The 25877-nt window shown below is 44.4% G+C and carries 19 protein-coding genes; 12 read left to right on the top strand and 7 right to left on the bottom strand.

What is annotated here, in order from left to right:
* The first annotated feature begins 414 nt into the window (after nucleotides 1-414).
* Nucleotides 415-1974 (top strand): methyl-accepting chemotaxis protein, encoded by a 1560-nt coding sequence (locus R7H07_RS09925; protein WP_017635256.1) that lies wholly within the window; start codon nucleotides 415-417, stop codon nucleotides 1972-1974.
* Between the two features lie 147 nt (nucleotides 1975-2121).
* Here the strand turns inward: R7H07_RS09925 and R7H07_RS09930 are convergent, their stop codons facing one another.
* A complete protein-coding gene (locus R7H07_RS09930; RefSeq protein ID WP_064376759.1) occupies nucleotides 2122-3021 on the bottom strand; it encodes a LysR family transcriptional regulator in 900 nt (299 codons plus the stop codon).
* Between the two features lie 141 nt (nucleotides 3022-3162).
* Here R7H07_RS09930 and accD point away from each other — a divergent pair, with 141 nt between their 5' ends.
* The 3 genes from accD to R7H07_RS09945 all read left to right on the top strand — a co-directional run bounded on the left by accD (nucleotide 3163) and on the right by R7H07_RS09945 (nucleotide 7570).
* Complete coding sequence (accD, locus tag R7H07_RS09935) at nucleotides 3163-4026, top strand: acetyl-CoA carboxylase, carboxyltransferase subunit beta (protein WP_206958973.1); 864 nt, start codon at nucleotides 3163-3165, stop codon at nucleotides 4024-4026.
* Nucleotides 4027-4631: 605 nt separating this feature from the next.
* A complete protein-coding gene (locus R7H07_RS09940; RefSeq protein ID WP_206958971.1) occupies nucleotides 4632-7058 on the top strand; it encodes a M9 family metallopeptidase in 2427 nt (808 codons plus the stop codon).
* 281 nt (nucleotides 7059-7339) lie between these two features.
* Complete coding sequence (locus tag R7H07_RS09945; protein ID WP_005375384.1) at nucleotides 7340-7570, top strand: PAS factor family protein; 231 nt, start codon at nucleotides 7340-7342, stop codon at nucleotides 7568-7570.
* Between the two features lie 77 nt (nucleotides 7571-7647).
* Here the strand turns inward: R7H07_RS09945 and R7H07_RS09950 are convergent, their stop codons facing one another.
* Together R7H07_RS09950 and R7H07_RS09955 are read right to left on the bottom strand one after the other, a co-directional pair.
* Nucleotides 7648-8025: a carboxymuconolactone decarboxylase family protein gene (locus R7H07_RS09950; protein ID WP_206958969.1), complete on the bottom strand. Its 378-nt coding sequence runs from the start codon at nucleotides 8023-8025 to the stop codon at nucleotides 7648-7650.
* Nucleotides 8026-8083: 58 nt separating this feature from the next.
* Complete coding sequence (locus R7H07_RS09955; RefSeq protein WP_005375386.1) at nucleotides 8084-8440, bottom strand: MerR family transcriptional regulator; 357 nt, start codon at nucleotides 8438-8440, stop codon at nucleotides 8084-8086.
* Nucleotides 8441-8960: 520 nt separating this feature from the next.
* Here R7H07_RS09955 and R7H07_RS09960 point away from each other — a divergent pair.
* Nucleotides 8961-10310 carry an alpha-amylase family protein gene (locus R7H07_RS09960; protein WP_206958967.1) on the top strand — a complete coding sequence of 450 codons (1350 nt, stop codon included), beginning with the start codon at nucleotides 8961-8963 and terminating at the stop codon, nucleotides 10308-10310.
* A 108-nt stretch (nucleotides 10311-10418) separates the two neighbouring features.
* Here the strand turns inward: R7H07_RS09960 and R7H07_RS09965 are convergent, their stop codons facing one another.
* Nucleotides 10419-10712: an ArsR/SmtB family transcription factor gene (locus R7H07_RS09965; protein WP_005375388.1), complete on the bottom strand. Its 294-nt coding sequence runs from the start codon at nucleotides 10710-10712 to the stop codon at nucleotides 10419-10421.
* Nucleotides 10713-10957: 245 nt separating this feature from the next.
* On the opposite strand from R7H07_RS09965, the gene R7H07_RS09970 reads away from it, so the two are divergent.
* Entirely contained in the window at nucleotides 10958-11251 is a 294-nt protein-coding gene (locus tag R7H07_RS09970; protein WP_005375389.1) for a hypothetical protein, read from the top strand.
* A 92-nt stretch (nucleotides 11252-11343) separates the two neighbouring features.
* Here R7H07_RS09970 and R7H07_RS09975 read toward each other — a convergent pair whose 3' ends face one another.
* From R7H07_RS09975 to R7H07_RS09985, 3 genes are all read right to left on the bottom strand, one after another.
* Complete coding sequence (locus R7H07_RS09975; protein ID WP_206958965.1) at nucleotides 11344-13308, bottom strand: monovalent cation:proton antiporter-2 (CPA2) family protein; 1965 nt, start codon at nucleotides 13306-13308, stop codon at nucleotides 11344-11346.
* Complete coding sequence (locus R7H07_RS09980; protein WP_005375391.1) at nucleotides 13305-13922, bottom strand: NAD(P)H-dependent oxidoreductase; 618 nt, start codon at nucleotides 13920-13922, stop codon at nucleotides 13305-13307. Before R7H07_RS09980 ends, R7H07_RS09975 begins: the two co-directional genes overlap by 4 nt.
* A 166-nt stretch (nucleotides 13923-14088) precedes the next feature.
* The gene (locus R7H07_RS09985; RefSeq protein WP_005375398.1) at nucleotides 14089-14514 is read right to left on the bottom strand and encodes a universal stress protein; all 426 of its coding nucleotides are present in this window, start codon (nucleotides 14512-14514) and stop codon (nucleotides 14089-14091) included.
* A gap of 445 nt (nucleotides 14515-14959) precedes the next feature.
* On the opposite strand from R7H07_RS09985, the gene R7H07_RS09990 reads away from it, so the two are divergent.
* The 6 genes from R7H07_RS09990 to R7H07_RS10015 all read left to right on the top strand — a co-directional run bounded on the left by R7H07_RS09990 (nucleotide 14960) and on the right by R7H07_RS10015 (nucleotide 25806).
* A complete protein-coding gene (locus R7H07_RS09990; protein WP_203345628.1) occupies nucleotides 14960-16531 on the top strand; it encodes an ATP-binding cassette domain-containing protein in 1572 nt (523 codons plus the stop codon).
* A gap of 206 nt (nucleotides 16532-16737) precedes the next feature.
* Entirely contained in the window at nucleotides 16738-18897 is a 2160-nt protein-coding gene (locus R7H07_RS09995) for a prolyl oligopeptidase family serine peptidase (RefSeq protein ID WP_065275416.1), read from the top strand.
* A 527-nt stretch (nucleotides 18898-19424) separates the two neighbouring features.
* Complete coding sequence (locus R7H07_RS10000; RefSeq protein WP_017635247.1) at nucleotides 19425-20216, top strand: hypothetical protein; 792 nt, start codon at nucleotides 19425-19427, stop codon at nucleotides 20214-20216.
* A gap of 90 nt (nucleotides 20217-20306) precedes the next feature.
* A complete protein-coding gene (gene vmeP, locus R7H07_RS10005; RefSeq protein ID WP_053303798.1) occupies nucleotides 20307-21449 on the top strand; it encodes an efflux RND transporter periplasmic adaptor subunit VmeP in 1143 nt (380 codons plus the stop codon).
* Nucleotides 21450-21459: 10 nt separating this feature from the next.
* A complete protein-coding gene (vmeQ, locus tag R7H07_RS10010; protein ID WP_206958963.1) occupies nucleotides 21460-24600 on the top strand; it encodes an efflux RND transporter permease subunit VmeQ in 3141 nt (1046 codons plus the stop codon).
* A gap of 120 nt (nucleotides 24601-24720) precedes the next feature.
* Nucleotides 24721-25806, top strand: coding sequence for an OmpP1/FadL family transporter (locus R7H07_RS10015; protein ID WP_017635244.1), 1086 nt, complete (start codon nucleotides 24721-24723; stop codon nucleotides 25804-25806).
* Nucleotides 25807-25877 lie beyond the last annotated feature (71 nt).

Below are 25877 nucleotides of genomic sequence, written 5' to 3' on the forward strand. Positions count from 1 at the left end.
TTCTCGCTTCACCAAGCATCTCGGATTACAACCGCTGCGATTGTGGCTCTAATATCTGAACCTGAGATACTAAATGATAAAACGGGAGCACTGACCACAGCGCTCCCGACGGCAAAACGCTAATTAGCACTCTTTTCTTTAATGTTCGATACCAATTTGGTCGCATAGTTAAATTTAACTATGCAAACGTTTCCTTTTGCGTACTCGTCCCTTCGCCAAACCTCGTAGAAATGTGACGTTTTGAAGACTTTTTTTCCTTCTGTCTAAAGTAATCGGGAACCAAGCAGATACATAGTTATAAAGTTATGTCTTGCTCTGCCAAACAGACCCAAAATGCAGTTTGGTTGGTTTTGGAGAAGAAAGGCTTAGCGCTCGATTAATGAGCATCAATTGAATTGTATTGAGACAATTATAATGAAAAGAATCATCTTATTAGCAGTCTGCGCCATGTTTGGTATTGCTGTCGTGGCGAGTATGGCATCAACGTACCTAATTTCGAGTCAGAAAATCGATGACATCATCTTAAACAAATCCCAAGTTCAAGCTGAGTTTCTAGCGGGAAATGCGAGTTATATTTTGGAGAACTCAGCCAATCCAATGCAAGATTTACAATCGCTTGTTGAGGGGCTGAAACAACGTTCAGACGTGAGTTATGCCGTTGTAATTGACCGTAACGTAACGGCAGTAGCCCACAGTGATAAGCACAAGCTGAACAAAACCTATAACGATGAATATACTGTTGAAGGCGCGACGAGAGGTGTTCAACAGTACTCAAAGTGGTATGCCGATGTCCAGAAAGTATGGGTGTTTGACATCATGGCACCAATTTATGTGGATGGTCAGTTATACGGTACTTTTGATATCGGTATTCCTATTACCGAAGTGAGCCAAGCGACGAATGGAATTATTACTTACCAGTTGATCTCTATGGTGGCGATCTTCGTTATGTGTGTTTTGATTCTGTCACTTCTGCTAAATAAACTGATGAGACCGCTTTCTGCGCTTAAAGACGCTCTACAAGACATCTCAAAAGGAGACGGAGACTTAACCGTTCGTTTGCCAGCGAAAGGTAATGACGAAGTCGCGCAAATTTCTTCTGCTTTCAACGTTTTTGTTGGGAAAGTACATGAGATTATTACACAAGTTGTAAATACTGGTGTGGAGCTTAATAGTTCAGCTGTCGCTTTGCGTGGGCAATCTCAACAAGCGCTCACAAGAGGGCAAGAGCAGAACGAGCAAACCATGCTGGTTGTCACATCCATGAACGAAATGATTGCGACGGTCAATGAAATTGCCTCCAATGCTGCCGGAGCAGCAAATGCTGCGAGTGCAGCAAGTAATGAAGCGCAAGATGGCTACACGACGCTAGAAAGAACCAAAACGGCGATGACGAATCTTGAAAACGAGATGAACAGCACTTCCAACATTATCGTGAGTCTTGCTGAAAATACTCAGTCGATTGGTAGTATTCTAGAGGTGATTAGAGGTATTTCGGAGCAAACCAATCTATTGGCTCTCAATGCGGCTATCGAAGCGGCACGCGCTGGTGATGCCGGCCGAGGTTTTGCAGTAGTCGCTGATGAAGTTCGCAACCTAGCGACTAAAACGGCTCATTCTACCGATGAAATTGACAATATGATTCACCAGCTACAAACTGAAGCTCAAAGTGCGGTGAATTCAATGAGTAATAGTAAGACTCTTATTGAAGAAGGAACGGCAGAAACTGAGTTAGCTCGACAGGCTTTAGAAGCAATAGCTGCACAAGTGACGACTATTTCAGATATCAATACTCAAGTAGCAACCGCAACAGAACAGCAATCAACGGTAGCAAACGAAATTAATATGAACATGGATACCGTCAGCCACTCAGTGAAAAGTGCGCTAACAGCGAGTGAGCAACTAGAAGAATCAAGTCAACAACTCGCGGAGCTATCGCGAACACTCGATCGTCACGTAGGAGCGTTTAGAATCTAAACGCCAACTGACCCTCTTTAATAAAAGCCAGTAAATGTTAATTGCTGGCTTTTTTATTTGAAAAAATCGAGTCTCAAATCGCTTAGCGGTGTTTGTCCTTTCTAGACGATAAAACAGAATACGATAAATTAGTTGAGTAAAGCTTAGCTAGGCGTTAAGTTTTGCGTTTTGCTTTAAATGTTCAACAAACATAGATATTTTCTTAGCTACATGTTTTCTTGACGAGTAAAAGGCGTAAAGCACTAAATCCTCAGGTTCGTACTCTAGAGTGACGATTTCTAGCTCACCATTTTTGATCTCATTTTGGCATGACTCAATTGGCAATATTGCGTATCCAAGCCCTGATAACGCGCCATATCTGGCGAGATGACCGCTGTTTACTTTGAATGAAGATTGCACAGTTTGAGTAATATGGCCCCCAGCAGGGTTTCTGAATACCCATGGTGCACCATTTACTGCGGTAAGCGTCGTGATGCAGGGAACATGACTTAGATCCGTAATTTTGTAAGGGGGGGCGTATTTCTCAATTAGTTGAGGCGCGGCTAAAATGGCACTGGGCCAGCGTTTTATCTCTCTCGCCACCCAGTTACTGTCTGACAAAGTCCCTCTATGAAAACTCAAAATGACATCAAAGCTGTCAATAACATCATCTTTAGGGTTTAGCGTTGTATCGCAAGACAAAGAGATTGACGGGTATTGCGTGCAAAAGGTGACAACCGCTTTGGCCAGTACAGGTGTGTCTGGCATAAGAGTTCGCAGTTCCCCTGTTACCGTGTGCGAGTGGCGCGTTACAGTTTCTAGTGCGGCGTTGAGTTGCTCCAATAACGGACGAGTGCTGCTATAGAGCTCTTCTCCAGCCTCGGTAGGCGTCATTCGCCTTGTTGTTCTATTGAACAACCTAATGTTTAACTTTTCTTCAAGCAGGGCAATGTGTCGGCTGATATTTGATGTTGGTATATTCAAACACTCAGCGGCTCGCTTAAAGCTGTTGTTCTCATAAACACAGTGAAAACTTTTTAACCAGATTTGGTCAACGTTATCAAACATTTCATTATCCCACTTTATTGGATTATCAAGCCAGCATATCGCACTTTATCCCTGTACTAAGTTACATACAATTTTATTTACAAGTTTAAGCGAACAAACAACGAGATATCGCGCTAGAACGTAATCAATAGTGGTGAATTTATGAGCTGGTTAGAACGGTTATTTGAGAATAAAAATATAATAGGTTCGCGCAAAGCGTCTATCCCTGAGGGCGTTTGGACAAAGTGTCCTGAGTGTGAACAAATACTTTATCGTGCCGCGTTAAAAGAAAATTTGGAAGTATGCCCTAAATGCTCATATCACATGAGAATGGCTGCGCGTCAAAGGTTGATCTCTTTTCTGGACCATGGAACACAACAAGAGTTGGCAAGTGAGTTGGAGCCACAAGATATTTTGGGTTTTAAAGACTTAAAGCGATATAAAGAGCGAATTGCTTTAGCACAGAAAACGACTGGAGAAAAAGATGCGTTGGTGGTGATGGAGGGCAAGTTATTGGGGCTGCCTGTTGTTGCGTGTGCATTCGAATTCTCTTTCATGGCAGGCTCGATGGGCGCAGTGGTTGGCGAGAAGTTTGTCCGAGCAGTTGAAAGCGCAATTAATACAAAATCTGGGTTAGTATGTTTTTCCGCTTGCGGAGGGGCGCGCATGCAAGAGTCTTTGGTGGCACTCATGCAAATGTCAAAAACCAGCGCCGCGTTAAACCACTTATCTGAGCACAGATTACCCTATATCTCAGTATTGACGGACCAAACTTATGGTGGCGTCTCGGCGAGTTTAGCCATGTTAGGAGACATCAATATTGGTGAACCTAAAGCAAGTATTGGCTTTGCGGGAAGACGTGTCATTGATCAAACGGTACGTGAAAAGTTACCAGACGAGTTTCAGCGAAGTGAATTTTTACTAGCGCATGGTGCGTTAGATATGATTGTCGATAGACGTGAAATGCGCGATCGCGTTGGCCGCTTATTGGCTAAGTTAACTAATGCAAGAGTGACTTCAGAATAGGGGATGTTTGATTTGAAACTTACACGTGTTCAGAGGCGAACCTCACAAAGCGTTCCTTTTGTTCGCTCCTTGGTTCTGTATTCATTAAGTTTAGATCCCGTGTCGTTCAATATGGTTCCACATCAAAATGGCCGCAGACTAAACCACAAAGTAATATGTATTCTCTCTGGCTAAATATTCGCTTTGTTTACTCATCGACCACTCTAAGAGGAATGCTTCTAATTCGGTGGCACATCTAGCATTAATGTTAATTTTTAATGCGCACTTGATTGTGTATTTTTGGAGTGAGTTGTAAACACAAACAGATGGCATCATGAGTCAAGCTATCAGTTACACTTTTTGACTACCTTGAACTCCATTGGAAAGGTTAAAGAGGAACGTTTTAGAACCATTTTCTTTATTAAGCGATAATTTAGAAAAAGGTAAATTAATGTTTTTATTGATAATTGTGAGTTTTTTTGGAGTGGGATTGCTCCCATTCAATTAGAGTAAAAGACCTATTTTTGGGAGCGGTTTCATAAATTTTATGACACTGATTTCACTGTTTGAGCTGTAAAGAATATAAACCCCCACTCAATGTATGTTAATAATCAATGAGTGTTGTTATGTCTCATATCCGTTTTTTCCCGCGCCATCGTTTGGCGCTTGCTTGTATGCTAGCGAGTGTGTCTGGCTTCTCTTTTGCACAAAATCAGTGTGCTGTTGCTGATTTACAACAATCGCGAGATCTGGCTACTGCCGTTTCTGGTGCTGAGTATGATTGCTACCACGCTTGGTTTTCAGCACCTTCAGAAACGCTGAATGATATCTATAGTGAAGCGAGCCTAAGCCGTATCCAAGTCGCGCTGGATCAAGAAATCGCTCGCTATCGTGGTGAAGCAGATCAAGCTCGTATTCTAGAGAACCTAGGCGAATTTATTCGAGCGGCCTACTACGTTCGCTACAACGCTGGTACTGGTACACCTGAGTTTTCGCAAGCGTTGAGTCAGCGTTTTGCTCAGTCGACGAACCTATTCCTAAACAACCCTCATGCTTTGGATCAAGGTCGTGAACAAGTTGGTGCAATGAAGAGCCTGACTTTGATGGTTGATAACGTTAAGCAGTTGCCGCTGACCATGGATAGCATGATGGCCGCGTTGATGCACTTTAATCGTGAAACCGCGCAGGACACGCAATGGGTCGATGGTTTAAACAACTTGTTCCGCTCTATGGCAGGCCATGCGGCGAACGATGCGTTCTACCGATACATGGCAAACAATACACACCATATTGATACGTTGGTGAAATTCGCATCTGATAATGCTTGGGCATTAGATACGGATGCAAGCTTTATCGTTTTCAATGCATTACGTGAAACTGGTCGTTTGCTCGCGAGCCCAGATCAGGAGACCAAACGCAAAGCATTGGCAGTAATGCAACAGGTGATGCAGCGTTATCCACTGGGTAGTGAGCATGACAAACTATGGCTTGCTGCCGTTGAAATGATGAGCTACTACGCACCAGAAGGCCTAAATGGTCTGAATATTGAGCAAGCCAAGCAAGATTTAGCTGCACGTGTAATGCCAAATCGTTTTGAATGTCAGGGACCTGCCATTATTCGCTCTGAGGATCTGACCGATGCTCAAGCAGCGAAAGCGTGTGAAGTGCTAGCGGCAAAAGAAGCCGACTTCCATCGAGTTGCGAATACGGGTAATCAACCTGTCGCTGATGATTTGAATGATCGTGTTGAAGTGGCGGTATTCGCGAGTAACACTAGTTACGTTGATTACTCTTCATTCCTATTTGGTAATACAACGGACAACGGTGGTCAGTACCTAGAAGGTGACCCTTCAAAAGCGGACAATACTGCGCGTTTCGTCGCTTATCGCTACGCGAATGGTGAAGATCTCTCTATCTTGAACCTAGAACATGAATACACGCACTATTTAGATGCACGATTTAACCAATACGGTTCGTTCAGCGATAACTTGGCTCATGGTCATATTGTTTGGTGGCTAGAAGGTTTTGCTGAATATATGCATTACAAGCAAGGTTACCAAGCTGCGATTGAGCTGATTGCAGATGGTAAACTTAGCCTTTCCACTGTGTTTGATACCACGTACTCTCACGATACCAATCGTATCTATCGTTGGGGTTATCTAGCTGTTCGATTCATGTTAGAAAATCATCCACAAGACGTCGAAAGCTTGTTGGCATTGTCGCGCTCTGGCCAGTTCGAACAATGGGCACAGCAGGTGACGTCTTTAGGTCAACAATACGATGCTGAGTTTGAACGTTGGTTGGACACATTAAAAGTGGAACCTGAGCAACCTGGTACAGACCCAGAAGAGCCAACAGAACCAACAAGCCCTGAAGCACAAGTGACTGAATTGACGGCGAACCAAAGCCTTCAGCTCAGTGGCGAAGCATACAGCGAAAAACTGTTCTACGTTGATGTTCCAGCCAACACCGTTAACTTCAATGTATCTATTGAGGGTGCGGGTGATGCGGATCTTTACATGAGCTACAACAAAGTAGCGCATTACTATGATTTCGAAATGAGTCAATATGCTGATGGCAGCAATGAAGAGATTGTGTTTGAACCAGAGCAAGATGGTTACGTTAAAGCGGGTCGTTACTACATCAGCTTAACTGGACGTGATAGCTATGACTCAGTGAATCTTGTGGCTGCGTTAGAAGTGGAAGCGCAAACACCGCCAACCCAGGTGCAAGATGATTTAGCTCCTGTGGTATTAGAGTCTGGTGAAGCCAAAATGCTTACCGTTCACAAGCAGCGTTATGCAGCAGTTTATGTGCCTGAAGGTGTTGAAGAGGTTCGTGTATGGCTAACGGCTCACTCTCAAACTGGTAATGTCGATCTATACGCGAGTAGGGAGCATTGGCCTACAGTAGAGCAGCACGAGTATGCGTCCAACTATGCAGGCAGCAATGAATACCTTGCGATTCCTGTTACTGAAGCAGGGTACGTGCACTTCGCTCTTCAGGCTCCAGAGCAAGGCGATGACGTTGAAATGCTAGTGCACTTCAACTAAAAAATTCGATTAACTAAAGTCGAGATAAAACGTCGCTGATACAGCGACGTTTTTGTTTATATCGGACACGATTATAAACAAACAGCGGCGAATGCTAGTTAATCGGCTGATCTATCGAGTTATCAGTTGCCCTTTTTCTAAACGGCTTTAGGTTTGTATTGCAATTTACCGCGCACATAAACTTTTTTAGCGACGCGTTCTGTGACCTAGCTTCTGATTTGTGCTTCCCAAATGGATACAATATATATGCACCCCGTGCAATAAAGTGAAAAGGGAAAGACATGAAAACGCTTATTTATGAAACGTTGATTAGCCTTGCTAACCAAGAACCAGAACAACATGCAAGAATCCGACAAAATCTCTATGAACAGTTGGATCTGCCGTTCGATAAGCAGCTGGCTTTGTATTCTTGTGCCCTTGGTCCTGCAAGTTCAGGCAAGTTGGAGAGCAGTCAAGGCATTAACAACGCGGTAGATTGCGCGGTTAAACTGCTTGAAACTCCTGAGCGCTAATTCACTCGTTGTTTTAATCACGGCCCGAACCCCAAGGGCCGTTTTTAATTGCGGTTAAATTGATTTCAACGTCGTTATTACTCTGCTCTTTCCGCTAGCACTTCTTTGAATGCAAACATGCCGTTTAATGCCGCGGGAAAACCTGCGTAGACGGACATCTGCAAAATGATCTCTTTAATCTCATCCTCGCTACAGCCTACATTCAGCGCTGCATTTAAGTGCACTTTTAGTTGCGGCGCGCAATTCCCCATTGCCGTTAGCGCGGCGACGGTTGCGACTTCTCTCGATTTTAGGTCTAAGCCCGGGCGAGCATAAATATCGCCAAACGGATACTCAATGGTGTACTGAGCTAAATCTGGACAAATATCTTGTAAGGTTTCGATGACATTATGACCAGCGTCGCCATCAATTTGAGAGAGTAGTTCTAATCCTTTGTTAAAGCGTGATTGTTCCATCGGTATGTTCCTAGTGAATAAACGTAAACACACCTTAATCGTTAGAGTTAACTCTAAGTCAACGAACTTTTCCGCTTTTATACAAGGCAATTTTTTCTTCTAGAGCCGATAAGTGCTTTTTCTGTTGCTCAATGTGGCGTTTGAGGTTTTCTTGGTGTTGTTCTAACAGGGCTTGACGTTGTGGTACAGATTGAGAGCCGACTTCCCTTAATTTGGCATACTCTAGAATCTCTTCAAGTGGCATTGCAGTTTCTTTTAAACGCTTAACAAAGCTTATCCAGTTTAGATCTTTCGAACTATACATTCGATGTCCACTCGCGTTTCTATGGACATGTTTAAGTAAACCGATTTTTTCATAGTATCGAAGAGTATGAGCAGATAGCCCGACGAGGTCAGAAAATTCTTTGATATTCATTATTATCCTCCAAGGTAGAGCATACCCCATAGAGATAAGCTAAGTTTCGCATTTTGAAGTCATTTCGGGACAGATACAAACAGAAATCTTTAGTCTTTTAACGCTAGGTATGGTGATTTACTGGATTTTTGAAACGCGCCAAACGTGATCCATCTGCCAGTTTCGTTTTATTAACAATTGATTACTCAACGGGTTGGCTTGGCTATTTTTATCCTTTGGGCCTACTTTAGGGCGTACGTAGGTCTTATATTTTATCTTTTTCAATTGAAATTTTTGTTAAATAAAACAATGACTTAGTGTTTTGTTGGGCTGTTTGGGGTGTATGTTGTGTGCCCGTTATTCACTCAGAACGATTTATCGCTGTGCAATGGATGAGTCGCTACGCCTTCGATTTCAGCCTTGAGTTAGTGCTAAAAGGGTGAGTGCCTCTGATGAATAGCTTTTATAATTTCGATTATTGAATTCACTCACAAAAAAATGCAAACAAGTAATCGTGAGTGGAAACGAGCAGGAGAACAACATGAGTGGCTCACAGGAAACACAATCATTCGGTGCAAACGTTATCTTACATGCGTTTGATTGGAAGTATGCTGACATTGCCCAACGAGCAAAAGAAATCCGCGAGCTTGGTTATGGCTCTGTGTTGGTTTCGCCACCAATGAAAAGCGCACACGATGAGCGCTGGTGGCAGCGTTATCAACCACAAGATTATCGTGTTATCGATAATGCCTTGGGTGATACCAAAGATTTTATTCATATGGTTCGTGAGCTGGAGCAAGTTGGTGTGTGGGTTTATGCCGACGTAGTGTTTAACCATATGGCAAATGAGGCCCACCTTCGCAGAGACCTTCAGTACCCAAGACAAGAGGTCTTGGAGGAATACCAGAACAACAAACAGAAATATCAGTCGCTAGCGTTGTTTGGCGATCTATCTCAACCACTTTTTGATGAAGAGGACTTTGTTGAAGCATTCGGCATCAAAGACTGGAAAGATAAGTGGCAGGTTCAAAACGGACGTATCACAGGTGGGCCAACCGATCCTGGCTTGCCAACTCTTCGTGTTTGTGACCATGTTGTTGAGCAGCAGCGAGCGTACCTAAAGGCGCTGAAAGCTATTGGTGTGAAAGGTTTTCGTATTGACGCTGCGAAACACATGACGTTAGAGCATCTTAAGCGTGTTTGGACAGACGACATCACGCGGGATGTGCATATATTTGGTGAAATTATTACCGATGGCGGTGCGACGGAAGAAGAGTATCAGCTGTTTCTTGAGCCGTATCTACAGGAAACTCGCCTAGGTGCGTACGATTTCCCTTTGTTCTCAACCATGTTTAAGGCGTTTGCTAAAAAGGGCAGCTTCAAGTCTCTGATTGATCCCTATTGTTTTGGTCAGGCTCTGTCCCCCGGTCGTGCGATTACATTTGCTATCACACATGATATTCCTAACAATGATGTCTTTCTTGATCTCATCATGGACGAGGAAAACGAATGGTTAGCTTATGCCTATATTCTAGGCCGAGATGGTGGTGTGCCGTTGATTTATACCGACTTAAACACCAGCGGTATTAAAGGTAAAAATAGTCAGCCAAGATGGCAAGGTGCATGGAGTGATCCGAGAATGGCAAAAATGATCCAGTTCCATAATATGACGCATGGCGAGCCGATGAGTGTTCTTGAAGGTAACGATGACATGCTCGTACTTAAGCGAGGTGACAAAGGTATTGTGGTGCTTAATAAATCGCAGCGTCAACAGTCTTTGACATTAAAAATCGATGGTAATTGGGTTGATTTGATGACAGAACAAATCATTCCAACTGACGGTAAGTTAATCGTACCATCTAAGTCGTCGATGTTACTCGTCGCGAAGTAGAAGATGTACACACCGAGGTTAGCAACTTCGGTGTGTATGTTTTTCATCGTCATTCACGTTCTGCTGAAGTTCAATAGAAACTCAAACTCTCTCGTTTTTGCTAGAAATTTATGAGCACTCGTTAACGCAACATTCTGCTTTTAAAAAACCAATTACGTCATCTAAGCACTGATACTCTGCAACACAAAAAAGGGTTCTACCCTCGCGGCGCTGGGTGAGAAGACCAGCTGAAGCAAGGCTCGAGATATGATGAGAGAGAGTGGATGCTGGAATGCCAAGCTTTTCTTGTACGCCGCCTACCGCGATACCTTTGTATCCCGCTTTGACGACTTCTTTGTAAATACTTAAACGAGTCGGATGCCCTAACTCTTTTAGTGCTTTAGCAACGGCTTCAAGCTCCATACTGACCTCTAAAGAATGACCACAGTAATTTTGTTTCGATAATAGGGAAAGTCTCGGTAAATGCCAACTATTACGATCTCAGAACAATTTAAATCAGATGAGATTCATACTGGCTCATGCCTTCATGACAACAGTTGTCTGTTCTAATGAGACAGATCAATCTTCATTATTATTTCACGCCACGTTCAAAATCCCTCGTCTACACTCAATGTTGAGTTGTCAGTTGGCAGACCAAGGAGGCGGCCATGATTGCGGTTCATAGAGATTATTGTTTGTCTAACAGTTCGGAGTTACATGCCCACGTTAAAGTCAACCCTGTTGGTAAATTAGAAGTTGAGATTGTTGAACTTCAAGAGCGCCACACCACAGAGTTTGATGATTTGTCTTTTGAGAGTCGTGGGTGTGAAACTCGAATCTGTGGTAAAGAAGACACAACTCCGTGGCAGTTCAATCTTGCAGTTACTGATGCGTTAGAGCTTTCTCATTTAGTGGAAGAAGCAAACGAAGAGTATGAGATTTTAATGAATGATCTTATGTAATATCGAGAAGATCATTTTATCCTGCACGGCGTGTGGCTCTGTACTGAAAAAATAAAAACCTCCCAAGTGGGAGGTTTTTAATATGGAGTGCGTTATCGTTGGATAGGCTCTTCTCTTGGTGGTGTTAGCTCTTGGACGTTATCTTCATTAAAGTCATCGGCGTAACCTTTAGGTGGCGGTGTCCAACCACGTTCTGACCGCGATAGTTTGTCATGACGATCTTTTTGCATCTCTTCCGCCATTTTCTCCTCTAACTGAATAAACAGTTGTCGGAAATTGTTGTCATAGCGTTCACCTTCAGAATCATCCTCCCAAGCTTTGTAAAGTATTTCTGACTTACGTGCTTCAACACGCTTATATGTCGCCTTCTGTTGTTCAACAAAGAAGGGGTGAATGCCAAGGGCTTTCATTGTGTGACCGCCCATCTCCAATGCAGAATGGTAGGTCTCTGATTCAATAATATCAGCCCCCGCTTGACGCAAAAGATAGCCATGTCCACGGTCAAAGGCACGTGCAATCACTGTTACTTTTGGGTACGTGTGCTTAACGTACTTCACCAGTTCTACACTCGATTCTTGGTTATCAATCGCCACAACCAAAGCAGCGGCGTGCTCAATGCCGGCTGTATGTAGCATATCTGGTCGAGTCGCGTCGCCAAAATAGGCGCGAGTGCCAATTTGGCGCATGTTATCGACTTGGTCAGATTGATGGTCAAGTACCACGGTAGTCACGCCGTTTGATACCAATAGGCGATTCACTATTTGTCCAAAGCGGCCGATGCCGGCGATGATCACCGTGCCTGTTTCCTCAATCGTATCGCTTTCGCGTTCATTTGACTGGCTTTCAAAGCGCGGCAGAATCACTCTATCAAACAGAATAAACAAACCTGGTGTCAGGAACATCGAAATCGCAACCACTAACGCAAGAGTTTGTGAGAGTTCAAATGGGATGACGTGGTTTTGCACTGAAAAGCTTAGAAGCACAAAGCCGAATTCACCTGCTTGAGCCAAGCTTAGGGTAAACAGCCAGCGGTTGCTGCCTTTCACCCTAAATATCAGTGCAAGAATAAACAGCACCAAGGCTTTCAAAACCATCACGCCAATGGTCAGCGCCATGATCAGCCAGAAATCACCAAATAGAACCGAGAAGTTGATCCCTGCGCCAACGGTAATAAAGAAAAGACCCAGCAATAAGCCTTTAAATGGTTCGATGTTGGACTCTAATTCGTGGCGGAATTCACTGTTTGCCAATACAACGCCAGCCAAGAAGGTTCCTAGGGCAGGAGATAAGCCCACTAAACTCATCAGCGCAGCGATACCAATGACCAGCATGAGTGCAGTTGCGGTAAAGATTTCTCGCAAACCAGAGCTAGCCACATAATTGAGCAGCGGTCGACTTAAAAAGTGTCCACCAACGACGACGATTGCTATCGATGCTGTGATTACGATGCCGTATGCCCAGCCTGGCAACCCCGCAACGAGGCTTAATTCTTCATGGTGCGCTGCGGCTGTTTGTGCTGCGGACTGTGCCTGTTCAATTAATTCAGGTAAGGCCAATAGGGGAATGAACGCCAACATTGGTATCACTGCAATATCTTGAAAAAGCAACACGGAGAAAGCGTTTTGTCCACCTTCCGTCTTCGTTAATCCTTTTTCGCTAAAAGTTTGCAAAACAATCGCAGTAGAAGAGAGAGCGAAGATCAAACCTATGGCTAAGGCTATGGTCCAAGGCTGGTCAAAGTATAAGGCAATACCCATAATCGCCGCGACGGTACCGCCGACTTGCAGGCCTCCTAAGCCCATTAAGCGATTGCGCATCGCCCACAACATTTTGGGTTCGAGCTCTAAGCCAACGAGAAACAGCATCATCACCACGCCAAACTCGGCAAAGTGCTGTATTGTCGTTGTTTCTTCACCGACTAAACCGATAATTGGGCCAATGACCACACCTGCGATGAGATAGCCTAAAACGGACCCAAGTCCCAAACGCTTAGCAAGTGGGACTGCAATTACAGCAGCAATCAAATATACGAAGGCTTGTAAGAATATCCCTGTCATGAAGCCTCCTTAATGAGCTCTGGCAATGCGCTGTTAAGCTTGATTAATGACGCCGCAGCTTCAACATCCAACCTATCTTCGACTAAAGCTGTTAGCAGGCTCTTGTACCGCTCAACATGACGAGGGATTCGCCCTTCTTCATCGGCTGTACGTGCACCAAACATCGCGAGAGGGGCAATGTAGTTCATGCCGGTCAGTGCGGACATTTGTTCAATAGGCGCAAGCAGTTGACGAATCGTAAAGTGGTTGTAGCCCTCTGCCTTATAAGCTTCTTCTTTACCCCCTGCAGACAGCACACAAAGCATGGTCTTACCTTGCAGTGCTGTGCCATCTGTACCGTAAGCAAAGCCATACTCCAAAACCAGATCTTGCCACTCTTTTAAAATCGCAGGCGTTGAATACCAATATAGTGGGAATTGGAAAATCACCACGTCATGCTCACGTAAGCGTTGCTGCTCACGGTCGATATTAATATCGAAACGAGGGTATTCGCCATAGAGATCAACACATGTCACGCCTTCAATTTTTTGAGCTTCTTTGAAAAGTGGAGTATTCACTTCTGAACGATGCTGGGAAGGATGAGCAAAGAGAATGAGTACTTTTTTATTTGCCATAGGGATCCTTGCTATCTAAATAACCATGCCCAGTAGGAGCGCGGGTTGGTTAGAAAATGTAACTCATAAATGATCGCCAAGCTAGTTTGGAAAACTGTTTAAGCTGTTTCAATATCAATAAAAAACCACCAAATAAATTGGTGGTTTTGGGAAGCGTTACGTTTTACTAATCATGAATAGGGACGACTAGAATATCCACCGGTGACTTGTTAATTAAGTGTCTGGAGTAAGAAATAATCTTGCTCCAGAAATCTTGGTGGTGGCCACAAATCAGAAGATCCACTTCTTGCTCTTTAATGGTGACCTCTAATTTATCAGCCAAGTCGCCAGTACCTACGAAGAAATGTTTAAGTGGGTAATCCATGTAATCACTAAATGTTTTTAAACATTCCATTGAATGCTCATTCAACGGCCTTTGATCCGGGTTTTCTTTAATGTCTACAAGCTCACGATAGATTTCTCCGTGCGTACCATCAATATGAATAAAGGAAATATCGGAGTCGAGATAGTTTGCCATTGATACCGCTCTGTCGATAAGCACGGTGCTTTCATCTGACAGTTCGAGTGCAACAAGGATATGTTTGTATTTCATAACCACGCCCTTATGTGGATTATCTTTACCCTAAGCATAGTATGGCTTGGATAAAAATTGTGTTGCTAAGATCTCGAAATTGTTCAAAGACTTGTTAAAAAGTTAATGTGATATAACAACTTACTGTGAAACTTTCTTTTTGTTCACATTTGGTTAGAAAGCTTGCTTTTTGAACAAAAAAGCGGCTACACTCTGTGCATCATTTCTCTAGGAGATTACGCCAACATGAAGAACTAAACCTGTCATCCATATTTTTACTTATTTTTTGGATCTGCAGGGTTAGTAGGCGTAGCTCACTTTCCGATATTTCTTTGCAACAAGACGACTTTTTGATTTGACGTATATCGTCGAGCTTTACATAGAGCTTAATGCGTTTGTGCACGCGTTTTGTTGCCATTTCAAATCATAGCTACGGCTGTTGTCCCTGTCATACAGGAGGCAAATTATGCCAGTTTTACAAGCTTTTAATGTTAGCCATCAGTTTGATAATGGCGATACGCTATTCCAGTCTATTTCTTGTTCCATGACTAAACGACGTGTTGGTTTGGTTGGGCGCAATGGCATCGGCAAGTCGCTTTTGGCTTCCATTTTAGCGGGAGAAACTCAGCCTGCCAGCGGTGTTGTGACTGCTCCCTCTTCTTTCATGATGTATCGCCAGCAGCCGTCTGATCTGCTTTCAGGTCAGCAATCGATCGCCCAGTTTCTGGGCAAAGATGCGGTCTTGCATGCTTTAAAGCAGATTGAACAAGGTGATGTTTCTGAACATTGGTTCGAACTGGTTGGTGAGCAGTGGGATATTGAATTAAAACTCAAACAGCAGCTCGCTGCGATGGGATTACCGCAAGACCCTGATTTCTCTTGTGCTCGGCTCAGTGGTGGTCAGTTGGCACGTTTGCAGCTATGGCAGTTGTTTGAAAACGAAACGGAGCTTTTGATTCTCGATGAACCATCCAATCACCTCGATACCCAGGCGAAACAATGGCTGATAGAGTCTATGACGCATTTCAGCGGCGCGATTTTACTCATCAGTCACGATCGTGAGCTGCTGCGAGAGATGGAGGAAATTTGGGAACTCTCGGGCCTAGGCTTACAAGTTTTTGGTGGAAATTACGATGTGTACGCCGAGAAAAAACGCACTGAACTGCAAGCGATCGAGAGGCAGTTAGCGCAAGTCGATAAACAGAAAAAACGGTTAGCCGAGCAAGCCCAGAAAAATCGCGAAAAAGCAGACCAACGCGCCGCGCAAGGGAACAAACTGCGCAAAGAAGGCAGTCAGCCCAAAATTTTGCTTGATGGAAAAAAGGATAGTGCGACCGCCAGCGCCTCAAATCGCAATAAGAATGAGCAACTCAGACAAGCGCATTTACAAGCCAAAGAACAGGCGTTGCAATTGCGACATGAGCAACTCAAGGCGCAAAAGCTTTATCTTACAGATAATCCGAACCGTTCGCGAAAAGTATTGTCGATACAAGAAGGTATATTACCTTTTGGGAATTCTACACCTATCACGTTGCAGATTTTTGCGAACGACAAAGTCCATCTCAAAGGGAAAAATGGCTGCGGAAAATCAACCTTGTTAAAGACGTTGCTTGGCGAGTTATCGTTGCAGAGTGGTGAGCTGAAAGTGAATACGCCTTTGTATTATCTCGACCAACATTTTGGTGCAGTGAATCCAAATCTTTCGTTACTTGAGAACGTAATGGAGAGCTGCCAAGAGATGACGGAAAGTGAAGCGAGGACCTTATTGGCCGGGATCGGTTTTCGTCGAGATGCTGTGTTTCGATTGGGGCGCCTACTGAGCGGTGGCGAGAAGATGAAGCTCGCGATGCTGATAGTCAGCCACCAAAACTCTCAGCCTTTGCTGCTGCTTGATGAGCCAGATAATCATCTCGATCTGGAGTCAAAAATAATGCTTAGTCAGGCGTTAAATGTATACAAAGGTGGATTTGTTCTGATTAGTCACGACCAAGATTTCGCTTCTGAGTCTGGGGTTTTGCGCCAAATCGAGCTGACTTAGACGAAAGAGAGTAAACGTCATCGTAGCTCTTCAGTATTGTTCCCAAGTTCTACACTTCCACTTACTAGTTTGTAGAACTGGAAGGAAATGAGGGAGTTAGGATGGCTTTCACAACTCGTTTAATGAAATTAGATTCATTTTGTCGATATATAGTAGAGTTCTGATGTATTGCACAAAAAGACAACAGAAAAATAAAAAGGAATTTCATGAAAAAGAACACCCTAGCACTCACAACGGCTCTCGCACTCGGAAGTGTGTTGTCTGTGGCGTATGCAAATGAAGCGGCGCAATCGTCGGTTGAACAGGTAACCCCGAAAACCATCACGTATCCAACCACACAAAAAGTGGATGTTGTCGATGGCTACTTTGGTACAAAAGTGAGTGATCCTTATCGCTGGTTGGAAGACGATCTCAGCCCAGAAACCGCAGAATGGGTTAAGGCACAAAATGCAGTGACGTTTGATTATCTGTCGAAAATCCCTTACCGCGAGCAGATTGAAGAGCGCATCACTAAGCTCATGGACTACGAAAAGCAAAGCCAACCGTTCAAAGAGGGTAAGTTCACTTATTTCTACAAAAATGACGGGCTACAAAACCAAGATGTGCTTTATCGGCAGTTAGGTGATGGCGAAGCAGAAATTTTCCTCGATCCAAATACTTTTAGTGAAGATGGCACCACATCGTTAGCGGGAGTGAGCTTTTCACGTGATGGTTCTTTGGTTGCATACAGCATTTCGGAAGGCGGTAGCGATTGGCGCAAAGTCATTGTGTTAGACACAGAAACCAAAAAGCCCGTCGGCGAAACGCTGGTGGATATTAAGTTCAGCGGCATCAGTTGGCTCGGCAATCAAGGTTTCTATTACTCAAGTTATGACAAGCCAAAAGGGAGTGAACTTTCCGCGAAGACAGACCAACACAAGCTCTACTTTCATAAACTTGGAACGAAACAAAGTGAAGACCAATTAATTTTCGGTGGTGTAAAGGACGAAAAGTATCGCTACGTTGGGGGTTACACGTCGGAAGATGAACGCTACTTGTTTATCTCAGCCAGCGTATCGACGTCGGGCAACAAACTGTTCTTTAAAGACCTGAGTAAGCCAAATAGCCCGCTGAAAACCATTTTAGATAACACCAGTTCTGATACTTGGGTGATAGACAACCAAGGCACGAAACTGTACTTGGTTACGAACCTTAATGCGCCGAACAAACGCGTCGTGACGGTGGATGCAAGTCAGCCGCAGCCCAAAAACTGGAAAGATTTGATTCCTGAAACAAAGAACGTGTTACGTGTTTCTACCGCGGGTGGCAATTTGTTTGCGAGCTATATTGTTGATGCGATCTCGATGGTGAAGCAATACGACATGAACGGCAAACTCATCCGAGAAATCAAATTGCCTGATATTGGCAGCGCATACGGTTTCTCGGGGAAAAAAGAAGAAACCGAAGTCTACTACTCTTTCACCAACTACAAGATGCCAAGCACTACCTATCGTCTGAACATCAAAGATGGTGATAGCGAGGTGTACTACAAATCTAAAGCGCCATTTGACCCTGTTTTGTATGAATCTCGCCAGGTGTTTTACACCTCAAAAGACGGAACAAAAGTGCCGATGATCATCACCTATAAAAAAGGGACACCGATGGACGGCAGTGCACCAACCATCCTATATGGTTATGGCGGTTTCAACATTAGCCTCACGCCATCTTTTAGCCCGACACGTGCGGCTTGGTTAGAGCTTGGTGGTGTTTACGCGGTAGCGAACATTCGTGGTGGTGGGGAATATGGCAAAGAATGGCACAACGCTGGCATTCAAATGCAAAAGCAAAATGTGTTTGATGACTTTATTGCGGCGGCTGAATACCTAATTGATGAAAAGGTAACGTCATCAAACAAGTTAGCCATTAACGGTGGATCGAATGGTGGCTTGTTAGTGGGGGCCGTTATGACGCAACGTCCAGAGCTGTTTAAAGTGGCGCTGCCAGCAGTCGGCGTACTGGATATGCTGCGTTACCATACTTTTACCGCAGGTGCTGGTTGGGCGTATGACTACGGCACGGCAGAGCAAAGTAAAGAGATGTTCCAATATCTGAAAAGTTATTCGCCGGTGCACAATGTAAAAGCAGGGGTGGAATACCCAGCAACATTGATTACAACCGGTGATCATGATGACCGTGTTGTTCCTGCTCACTCATACAAATTTGCTGCTGAGTTGCAATCGAAGCAAGCGGGTTCAAATCCGACCTTAATTCGCATCGAAACCAATGCAGGACATGGTGCAGGCACACCAACGCGTAAAATAATTGAGACAAATGCAGATATTTATAGTTTTGCACTGTTCAATATGGGAATAGAGAAACTGCAATAGTGCGAATTGTTTGCGTTTTAGTTATCGAAACGCATCGGCGATTTATCGCTCGATAATAAAAGGGAATCACAGAGAGTGATTCCCTTTTTATTTATTATAGGCCTACTATTCTAATCTGATGCTAGGCTAATCAAACTAAGGTTTTTAAATTATTATAATGTTCTAATTAATCTGAAGAGTGTTGTACGATCGAAATGAAACATTGATCGCGATCACCTAAATCCATTGCACTCTCTATTCATATGGTAAAATTAATTAATCATTTGTTCTAATGATAATTGAATTTTCATAAGTTTTAATATTTCCTTCTTCATTGGTATTACCAAATTTCAAGTTATATAAGATATAAGTAGCGGTGATTGAACTTTTACGATGCTTTATTTTATTTTAATTAAAACGTCGAATGTTTCGTCATTATTGAATTTGCTTTGATAATTTATGTTATCCAAAGCGAGTTGTGTTGCTTGCTATTTATGATGACCTCATGACGTGAATAATTTTATAATCATTAAAATGGATACAGTTTTATGAATTTAGTGAAACCGTCTGTTGCCATTATGGTTGCAGCCCTACAACTCGCGTCTTCTGCCTATGCGCAGACAAACAATAACGAAGAACTACAAGATATGTCTGACCCACTTGCGGTATACACCCAAGCTGGCTTTGGTATTACTGATAAAGGCGCGAACATCAAAATCGGTCAAACTTACCAATCTAGCCAGCCTGGTACCATGGCGATGAACATCATTGAAATGAAAGGCATTGGTGGTGAGCTATTTGGCATTCGCGACAATGACGATCCAATATATGCCAACGTTGATGACAGCATTGACTCTTTCCGACTACGTAATTTCCAAGTAGAAGTCGCAAAAGGTCTAGGCCGTCAATTAGATGTAAACTACGACGTTGATAACGATAAATTAGATGCATCTTATAGCTTTATTCAAGGTCTACCTAAGTTTGGTATGTTGCAGCTATTTCCTTTAGCTGGTGCGGGTGTCACTATTGCTAATGATTTTAGTGGTGATGACAAAGGTTATGAAATTCCAGGTACTTTCACTGTTGTGGGTATGTACTCAAAAATTGAATTAACCGATAAAATCTGGATTAACTACAACCCAATGTATATGCATACGTTGTCAGGGTCTAGTCAATATAAAGATACTTATTACGCGGGTGAAGATAATATCTTGACTCATGAGTTTGCGTTGTCTTATCAAATTAATCCTCGCGCAAATATTCGTTACTTTGCAAACTGGAATGAGCACGTTAATTTCGGTGATGGTGATCACCGTATCGAATTTAACTACCAATTCTAACTCCCTCGTTTATTTCCAGAATAGAAAGTGTGTTTATCCATATATTTAAATATTTAGGCTAGGGCACTTTCTAAATAAAGTAGGTTTATCATGAAAGCCAAATATAAATTTGCGTTGGTATCTATTGCTATATCTTCTGCATTACTATCAGGATGCAAAACTGGCGATATCGCAACGAAAACAGCCCAAGCACCCTCTGTTGAAACCGTTACCCTAACCGAAACAAAAATCACTCCTTATCATACTTTTATCGGTCGAACTGAAGCGGTAAATGACGTTGATATTATGCCGCGAGTCGGTGGCGAATTAACCGCGATTCATTTTAAAGATGGCGATATGGTCGAAAAAGGCCAATTGTTGTTTGAAATCGACGACCGTCCTTACAAAGCGGCACTGGCGTATGCAAAAGCGTCGTTGCAAAAAGCAAAAGCACAACTCGTTCAAACTACGCGTGATGCAGAACGTGTGAAGAAACTCATCAAAGATAAAAGCATCAGTGAGCAGCAATACGATGACGCCATTGCTGCGCACGCCGCAGCGATTGCTTCGGTAGAAGAGGCGAAAGCGACGCTGGTTTCAGCAAGGCTCGATCTTGAATTTAGCTCTGTACGTGCGCCTTTCTCTGGCCGCGTGGGTTTCAGCAACTTCCGAGTGGGTGACCGTATTTCGAAAATTCAAATCGTTCCTCTTGTTTCGATCACTCAAGTAGACCCAATTCGCTTTGGCTTTGATGTGGATGAGAAGCTCTACCGCCGAGTAAGAAGTGCCATTGATGTGGCTCATCGTAATGATGACAAACTGGATGTTGATTTAACACTGACGCTTTCAGACGGTTCATTGTATCCGCTTGATGGCAAGATCTACGCCGTTGGCAATAAGATCGATTTAGAAACAGGCTCAATTCGAGCAGAAGCACAATTCGATAATCCAACTTACGCGCTTATGCCGGGTGAATATGGCAACTTGACCATCAAGCTGCGCAACAAAACCATTGATGGTTTGCTTATCCCATCGGCGGCTGTTCAACAAGACCAAGCGGGTGACTACGTCATGGTGGTTGGTGATGATCACGTGGTGTCTCGTCGTAACGTTGAACTCGGTCAGACCTACGGTGTGAAACGTGCTGTGCTGACTGGTTTGGCGGCTAACGAAAAAGTCATCGTCCATGGTCTACAAAAAGTGCGTCCGGGTGCAACGGTGAAAGACGTTGAGCTACAGAGTGAACAAGGCTGAGTGAGTACTGATGTTAAGTAAATTTTTCATTCACCGGCCGAAATTTGCTTTGGTGATCTCACTGGCGATGACATTGATGGGTATGATCGCCCTGAAAGTCTTGCCAATTTCTGAGTATCCTCAAATCTCTCCAACGGTAATTACGGTGAGCACCATGTATCCGGGTGCAAATGCGGACGTGGTTAAAAAGACCGTAGCACAACCGATAGAAGCCAAAGTCAACGGCGTTGAAGACATGATTTACATGTCTTCTGTGATTGGTAACGATGGCTCATACACATTGCGTATTTACTTCCGAGTGGGCGCAGATGGCGATATGGCGCAGGTTCGTGTGAACAACTTGGTGGCACAGGCGACGTCGTCTCTACCACAAGAAGTAAACCAAATCGGTGTGACGGTTAAGAAGAAATCTTCCGACATGCTGGGCGTTATCACACTGCGTTCTCCGAAACAGTCTCACGACAGTATCTACCTTTCTAACTACGCGGATCTCAATATTGTCGAGCGTCTAAAACGTATCGAAGGTATGAGTGACATTACGCTGCTGGGTAAGAAAGACTACTCAATGCGTATTTGGTTGAACCCAAATAAACTGGCTACCTTGAAGCTTTCTGCTAGCGATGTTATTGGCGCAATTAAAACGCAAAACATCCAAGTGGCGGCGGGTAAGATCGGTGGTATGCCAGCTCCGGGTGACCAGCAATATCAATATGTTTTGCAAACCAAAGGCCGCCTCACTTCTGCGGAAGAGTTCGAGAACATCATCATTCGTGCGAGCAAGAAAGGTTCTTTGATTCGCTTGAAAGATGTGGCTCGTGTCGAAGTTGGTGCACAAGGTTACGAAGCTGATGGTCGTATGAATAACGAACCAGCCGCCGTTCTGGCCTTGTACCAGTTACCGACCGCGAACGCGCTAGACGTGATGGAACGCGTGAAAGAGGCCATGAAAGAGTACGAGAAATCATTCCCAGATGATTTGGTCTACGACATCGCTTATGACTCTACCGAATACGTAGAGACATCGATTGATGAAGTGTACGAGACGCTGGTGATTGCGGTACTTCTTGTAACCTTCGTTGTGTACGTTTTCTTGCAGAACTGGCGAGCGACGATCATTCCAACCTTAGCGATTCCGGTTTCCATCATAGCGACGTTCGCAATCATGGGCGTGATGGGCATGACCATCAACACCATTTCGTTGTTTGGCTTGATCCTCGCCATCGGTATCGTGGTAGACGATGCGATCATCGTGGTAGAGAACGTGGAGCGGGTTATCCATGAAGAGCATTTAGACTCGATTCCGGCCACGATCCAAGCTATGAAAGAAGTGACGGGGCCAGTATTGGCAACAACGCTTATTTTGTTGGCGGTATTCGTACCGGTTGCGCTATTGCCGGGTATTTCCGGTCGAATGTTCAACCAGTTCGCAGTCACCATCTGTGTGTCGGTGCTGATCTCTGCGATCAACGCATTAACGTTAACGCCAGCGCTTTGTGCGTTGATGTTGAAATCAACTCACTCGCAACCTATTGCGCCTTTGCGTGCGTTTAATCGAGGTTTTGAAGCAATAACGCGCAAATACCAAGGTTTAGTTGGCTTCTTGAGCCGTCGTATTGTGCTGAGTATCGGTGTGTATGGCGCGCTTATTGCGGTGCTGGCGTTTGCGTTCATGACCGTACCTTCTTCTTTCGTACCGAACGAAGATAAAGGCGTGTTCATGGTCGAAATGCGGTTACCAGACGCAGCAGCATTGCAGCGTACTGCACCATTAATGAAGAAGTACGTTGATGAACTAAAACAGATGGAAGGTGTGGAGAACGTGGTTTCGGTTGCGGGCTTCTCGGTAATTAACATGGCGTCGATTCCAAACTCGGGCATGTTGATCATCAAACTGGATAACTGGAGCAAACGTAAAGACCCTGAGCTACACCAACGCGCATTGATGAATAAAGTTAACCAAATGCTGAACTCAACGCCAGATGCCGCTTCGTTCGTTTTCGCGACGCCGGCAATCAAAGGTATGGGTGCGGTAGATGGTTTCAACCTTGTGCTGCAAGACAACTTGGGCCGTTCTCCACAAGAGTTGGCAAAAACAACCGCTGATTTTGTTGCCCAAATCAACCAACTGCCTGAAGTGGCGCGTGCGTTCTCGATTTTCCGTGCCAACATTCCGCAACGTTACATCGATATTGACCGCGATAAAGCGATTTCGATGGGCGTACCGTTGAATGAAATCTTCAGCACACTGCAAGCGCAGTTGGGCGGTGCCTACATTTCTGACTTCAACTTGTTTGGTCGTTCGTACCAAGTGAAAGTGCAAGCAGAAGAGCAATATCGTGACAACATCGACGACATCGACCATCTGTTTGTTCGTTCTAGCTCTGGAAAAATGGTGTCACTGGCAACGCTAGTGAAAGTGAAGCCGATCTTCGGCCCAGATACCTTGTCGAACTACAACATGTTCAGTTCTGCAACCGTGAACGGTGCGCCAGCGCCAGGTTACAGCTCGGGTGATGTTGTAAAAGCCATTGAAAAACTGGCTGCGGAATCTTTGCCAAGTGGTTACTCATACGAGTGGTCAGGCATGACTTACCAAGAGATGAAAGCAGGCAACATGGCGCCGATCGCGTTCGCATTGTCTTTGCTGTTCACATACTTGTTCTTGGTGGCTCAGTACGAAAGTTGGACCATTCCTGCAGCGGTAATGATGGCGGTTCCAGTCGCGATTCTCGGCGCAATGGGCACGCTACTGCTGGTGGGACAACCGTTCGACTTGTACGTGCAGATTGGTGTGGTCATCTTGATCGGTATGTCCGCCAAAGTGGCGATTCTTATCGTGGAATTTGCCAAAGTTCTGCGAGAAGAAAAGGGCTTATCCATCATTGATGCTGCCAAAGAAGCTGCTCGAATCCGTTTCCGTGCAGTACAGATGACCGCATTTGCCTTCATCTGGGGGGTATTCCCGTTGGTGATTGCATCGGGTGCCGGTGCGGCATCTCGTCACTCACTGGGCTTTGCAGTATTCGGCGGCATGATTCTCTCTACGTTTGTAGGCACGTTACTGACGCCAGTGTTCTTCGTGATGATGCAATATCTGCGCGAGAAGTTTAAGCGAAAGAAACCCACTGAACTTGAGGTGAGCGAGCAATAACGCTGATTTCAACTGACTGACTCCACAACACCCCCACGCTGTGTGCGATTGGCCAATGCCTTTCATTGATATACAACCACCGTCGCAGCGTGGGTTCCCCAAACAATAATAGGTTTTAGCATGAAAAATCTTTCAAAAATCGTCGTAGCGAGCTCTCTACTGACGTGTGCTGCTGCGCAAGCGGGTGGGTTATACCTTTACGAAACAACTGCATCGGATATTGGTTTGGCATCCGCTGGTATGGCGGCTCGTGCGCAAGATGCCTCAGTAATGGCAGCAAACCCGGCTGGTCTGGCGAATGTTTCTGGTAAATCTTTCTCTGGTAACCTGATTGGCCTTTACGGTGACGCGCAACTAGACACGATGACTGGCGATGCGGGCAACGTGATTGGTTTTGTTCCTATGGCGTCGGCATTTTACAGCCAACAAGTAAACGACAAATGGACGCTGGGTATTGGTCTGTATGGCAACTACGGCCTTGGCCTCGAGTACGAAGGTCTTTTGGATAATCATTTAGATATTCCTACAGCAACGACGCAAGCCTTAACCATTCAACCTTCCGCTTCTTACCGCATCAATGATCACTGGTCTGTGGGTGCGGCGCTTGGTATTCAGTACGGTATGTATGAAGTGGAAACGAAGGGAGTCTTGAACTTCAATGACGAAGACCAAGATACTCAGGTCAACGGCCGAGTAGGTGTGCTTTATGAGGCAACATCAGGCACGCGTCTTGGTCTGTCTTACTCTTCTGAAGCCGAATTTGAATTCGACAAGAGTAACTCCATTGCTCCACAACAACTGATCTTCAGTGCTTACCACGAAGTGAATGATGACCTAGCGGTGATGTGGAACGTGAACTGGCAAGACTGGAGCGAATACACAACCACGCTGAACGTAGAGACACAAGACACTTACCAAATCGCATTAGGTACTCAGTACAAACTGAATGAAAAAATGATGTGGAATGCAGGTTTTGCATTCGATACCAGCATGTATGAAAGTCAATCAAACGGTGACATTACCGTTCCTACTGGCAAGGCGTACCGCATTGGTACAGGCATTGATTACAAATTGGATTCAGAAAACTCAATTGGTTTCGCGTTGGAAGCGATCTTGATGGAATCGTCGGAAACGCCACGCTTACAAGCTGGCTTTGATGAGCCTGCTCTGTACTTCATGAGCATGAGCTACAACTGGAAAAACTAATCATTCCTAATCGCTAAAACGCCTTCCTTACAGGCCATTCCACCCTAACTACCTGCACTGGATGCTGTCAC

Origin of the sequence: Vibrio sp. Vb1127 (assembly GCF_033338735.1) — a bacterium.
Taxonomy (GTDB): Bacteria; Pseudomonadota; Gammaproteobacteria; order Enterobacterales; family Vibrionaceae; genus Vibrio; species Vibrio alginolyticus.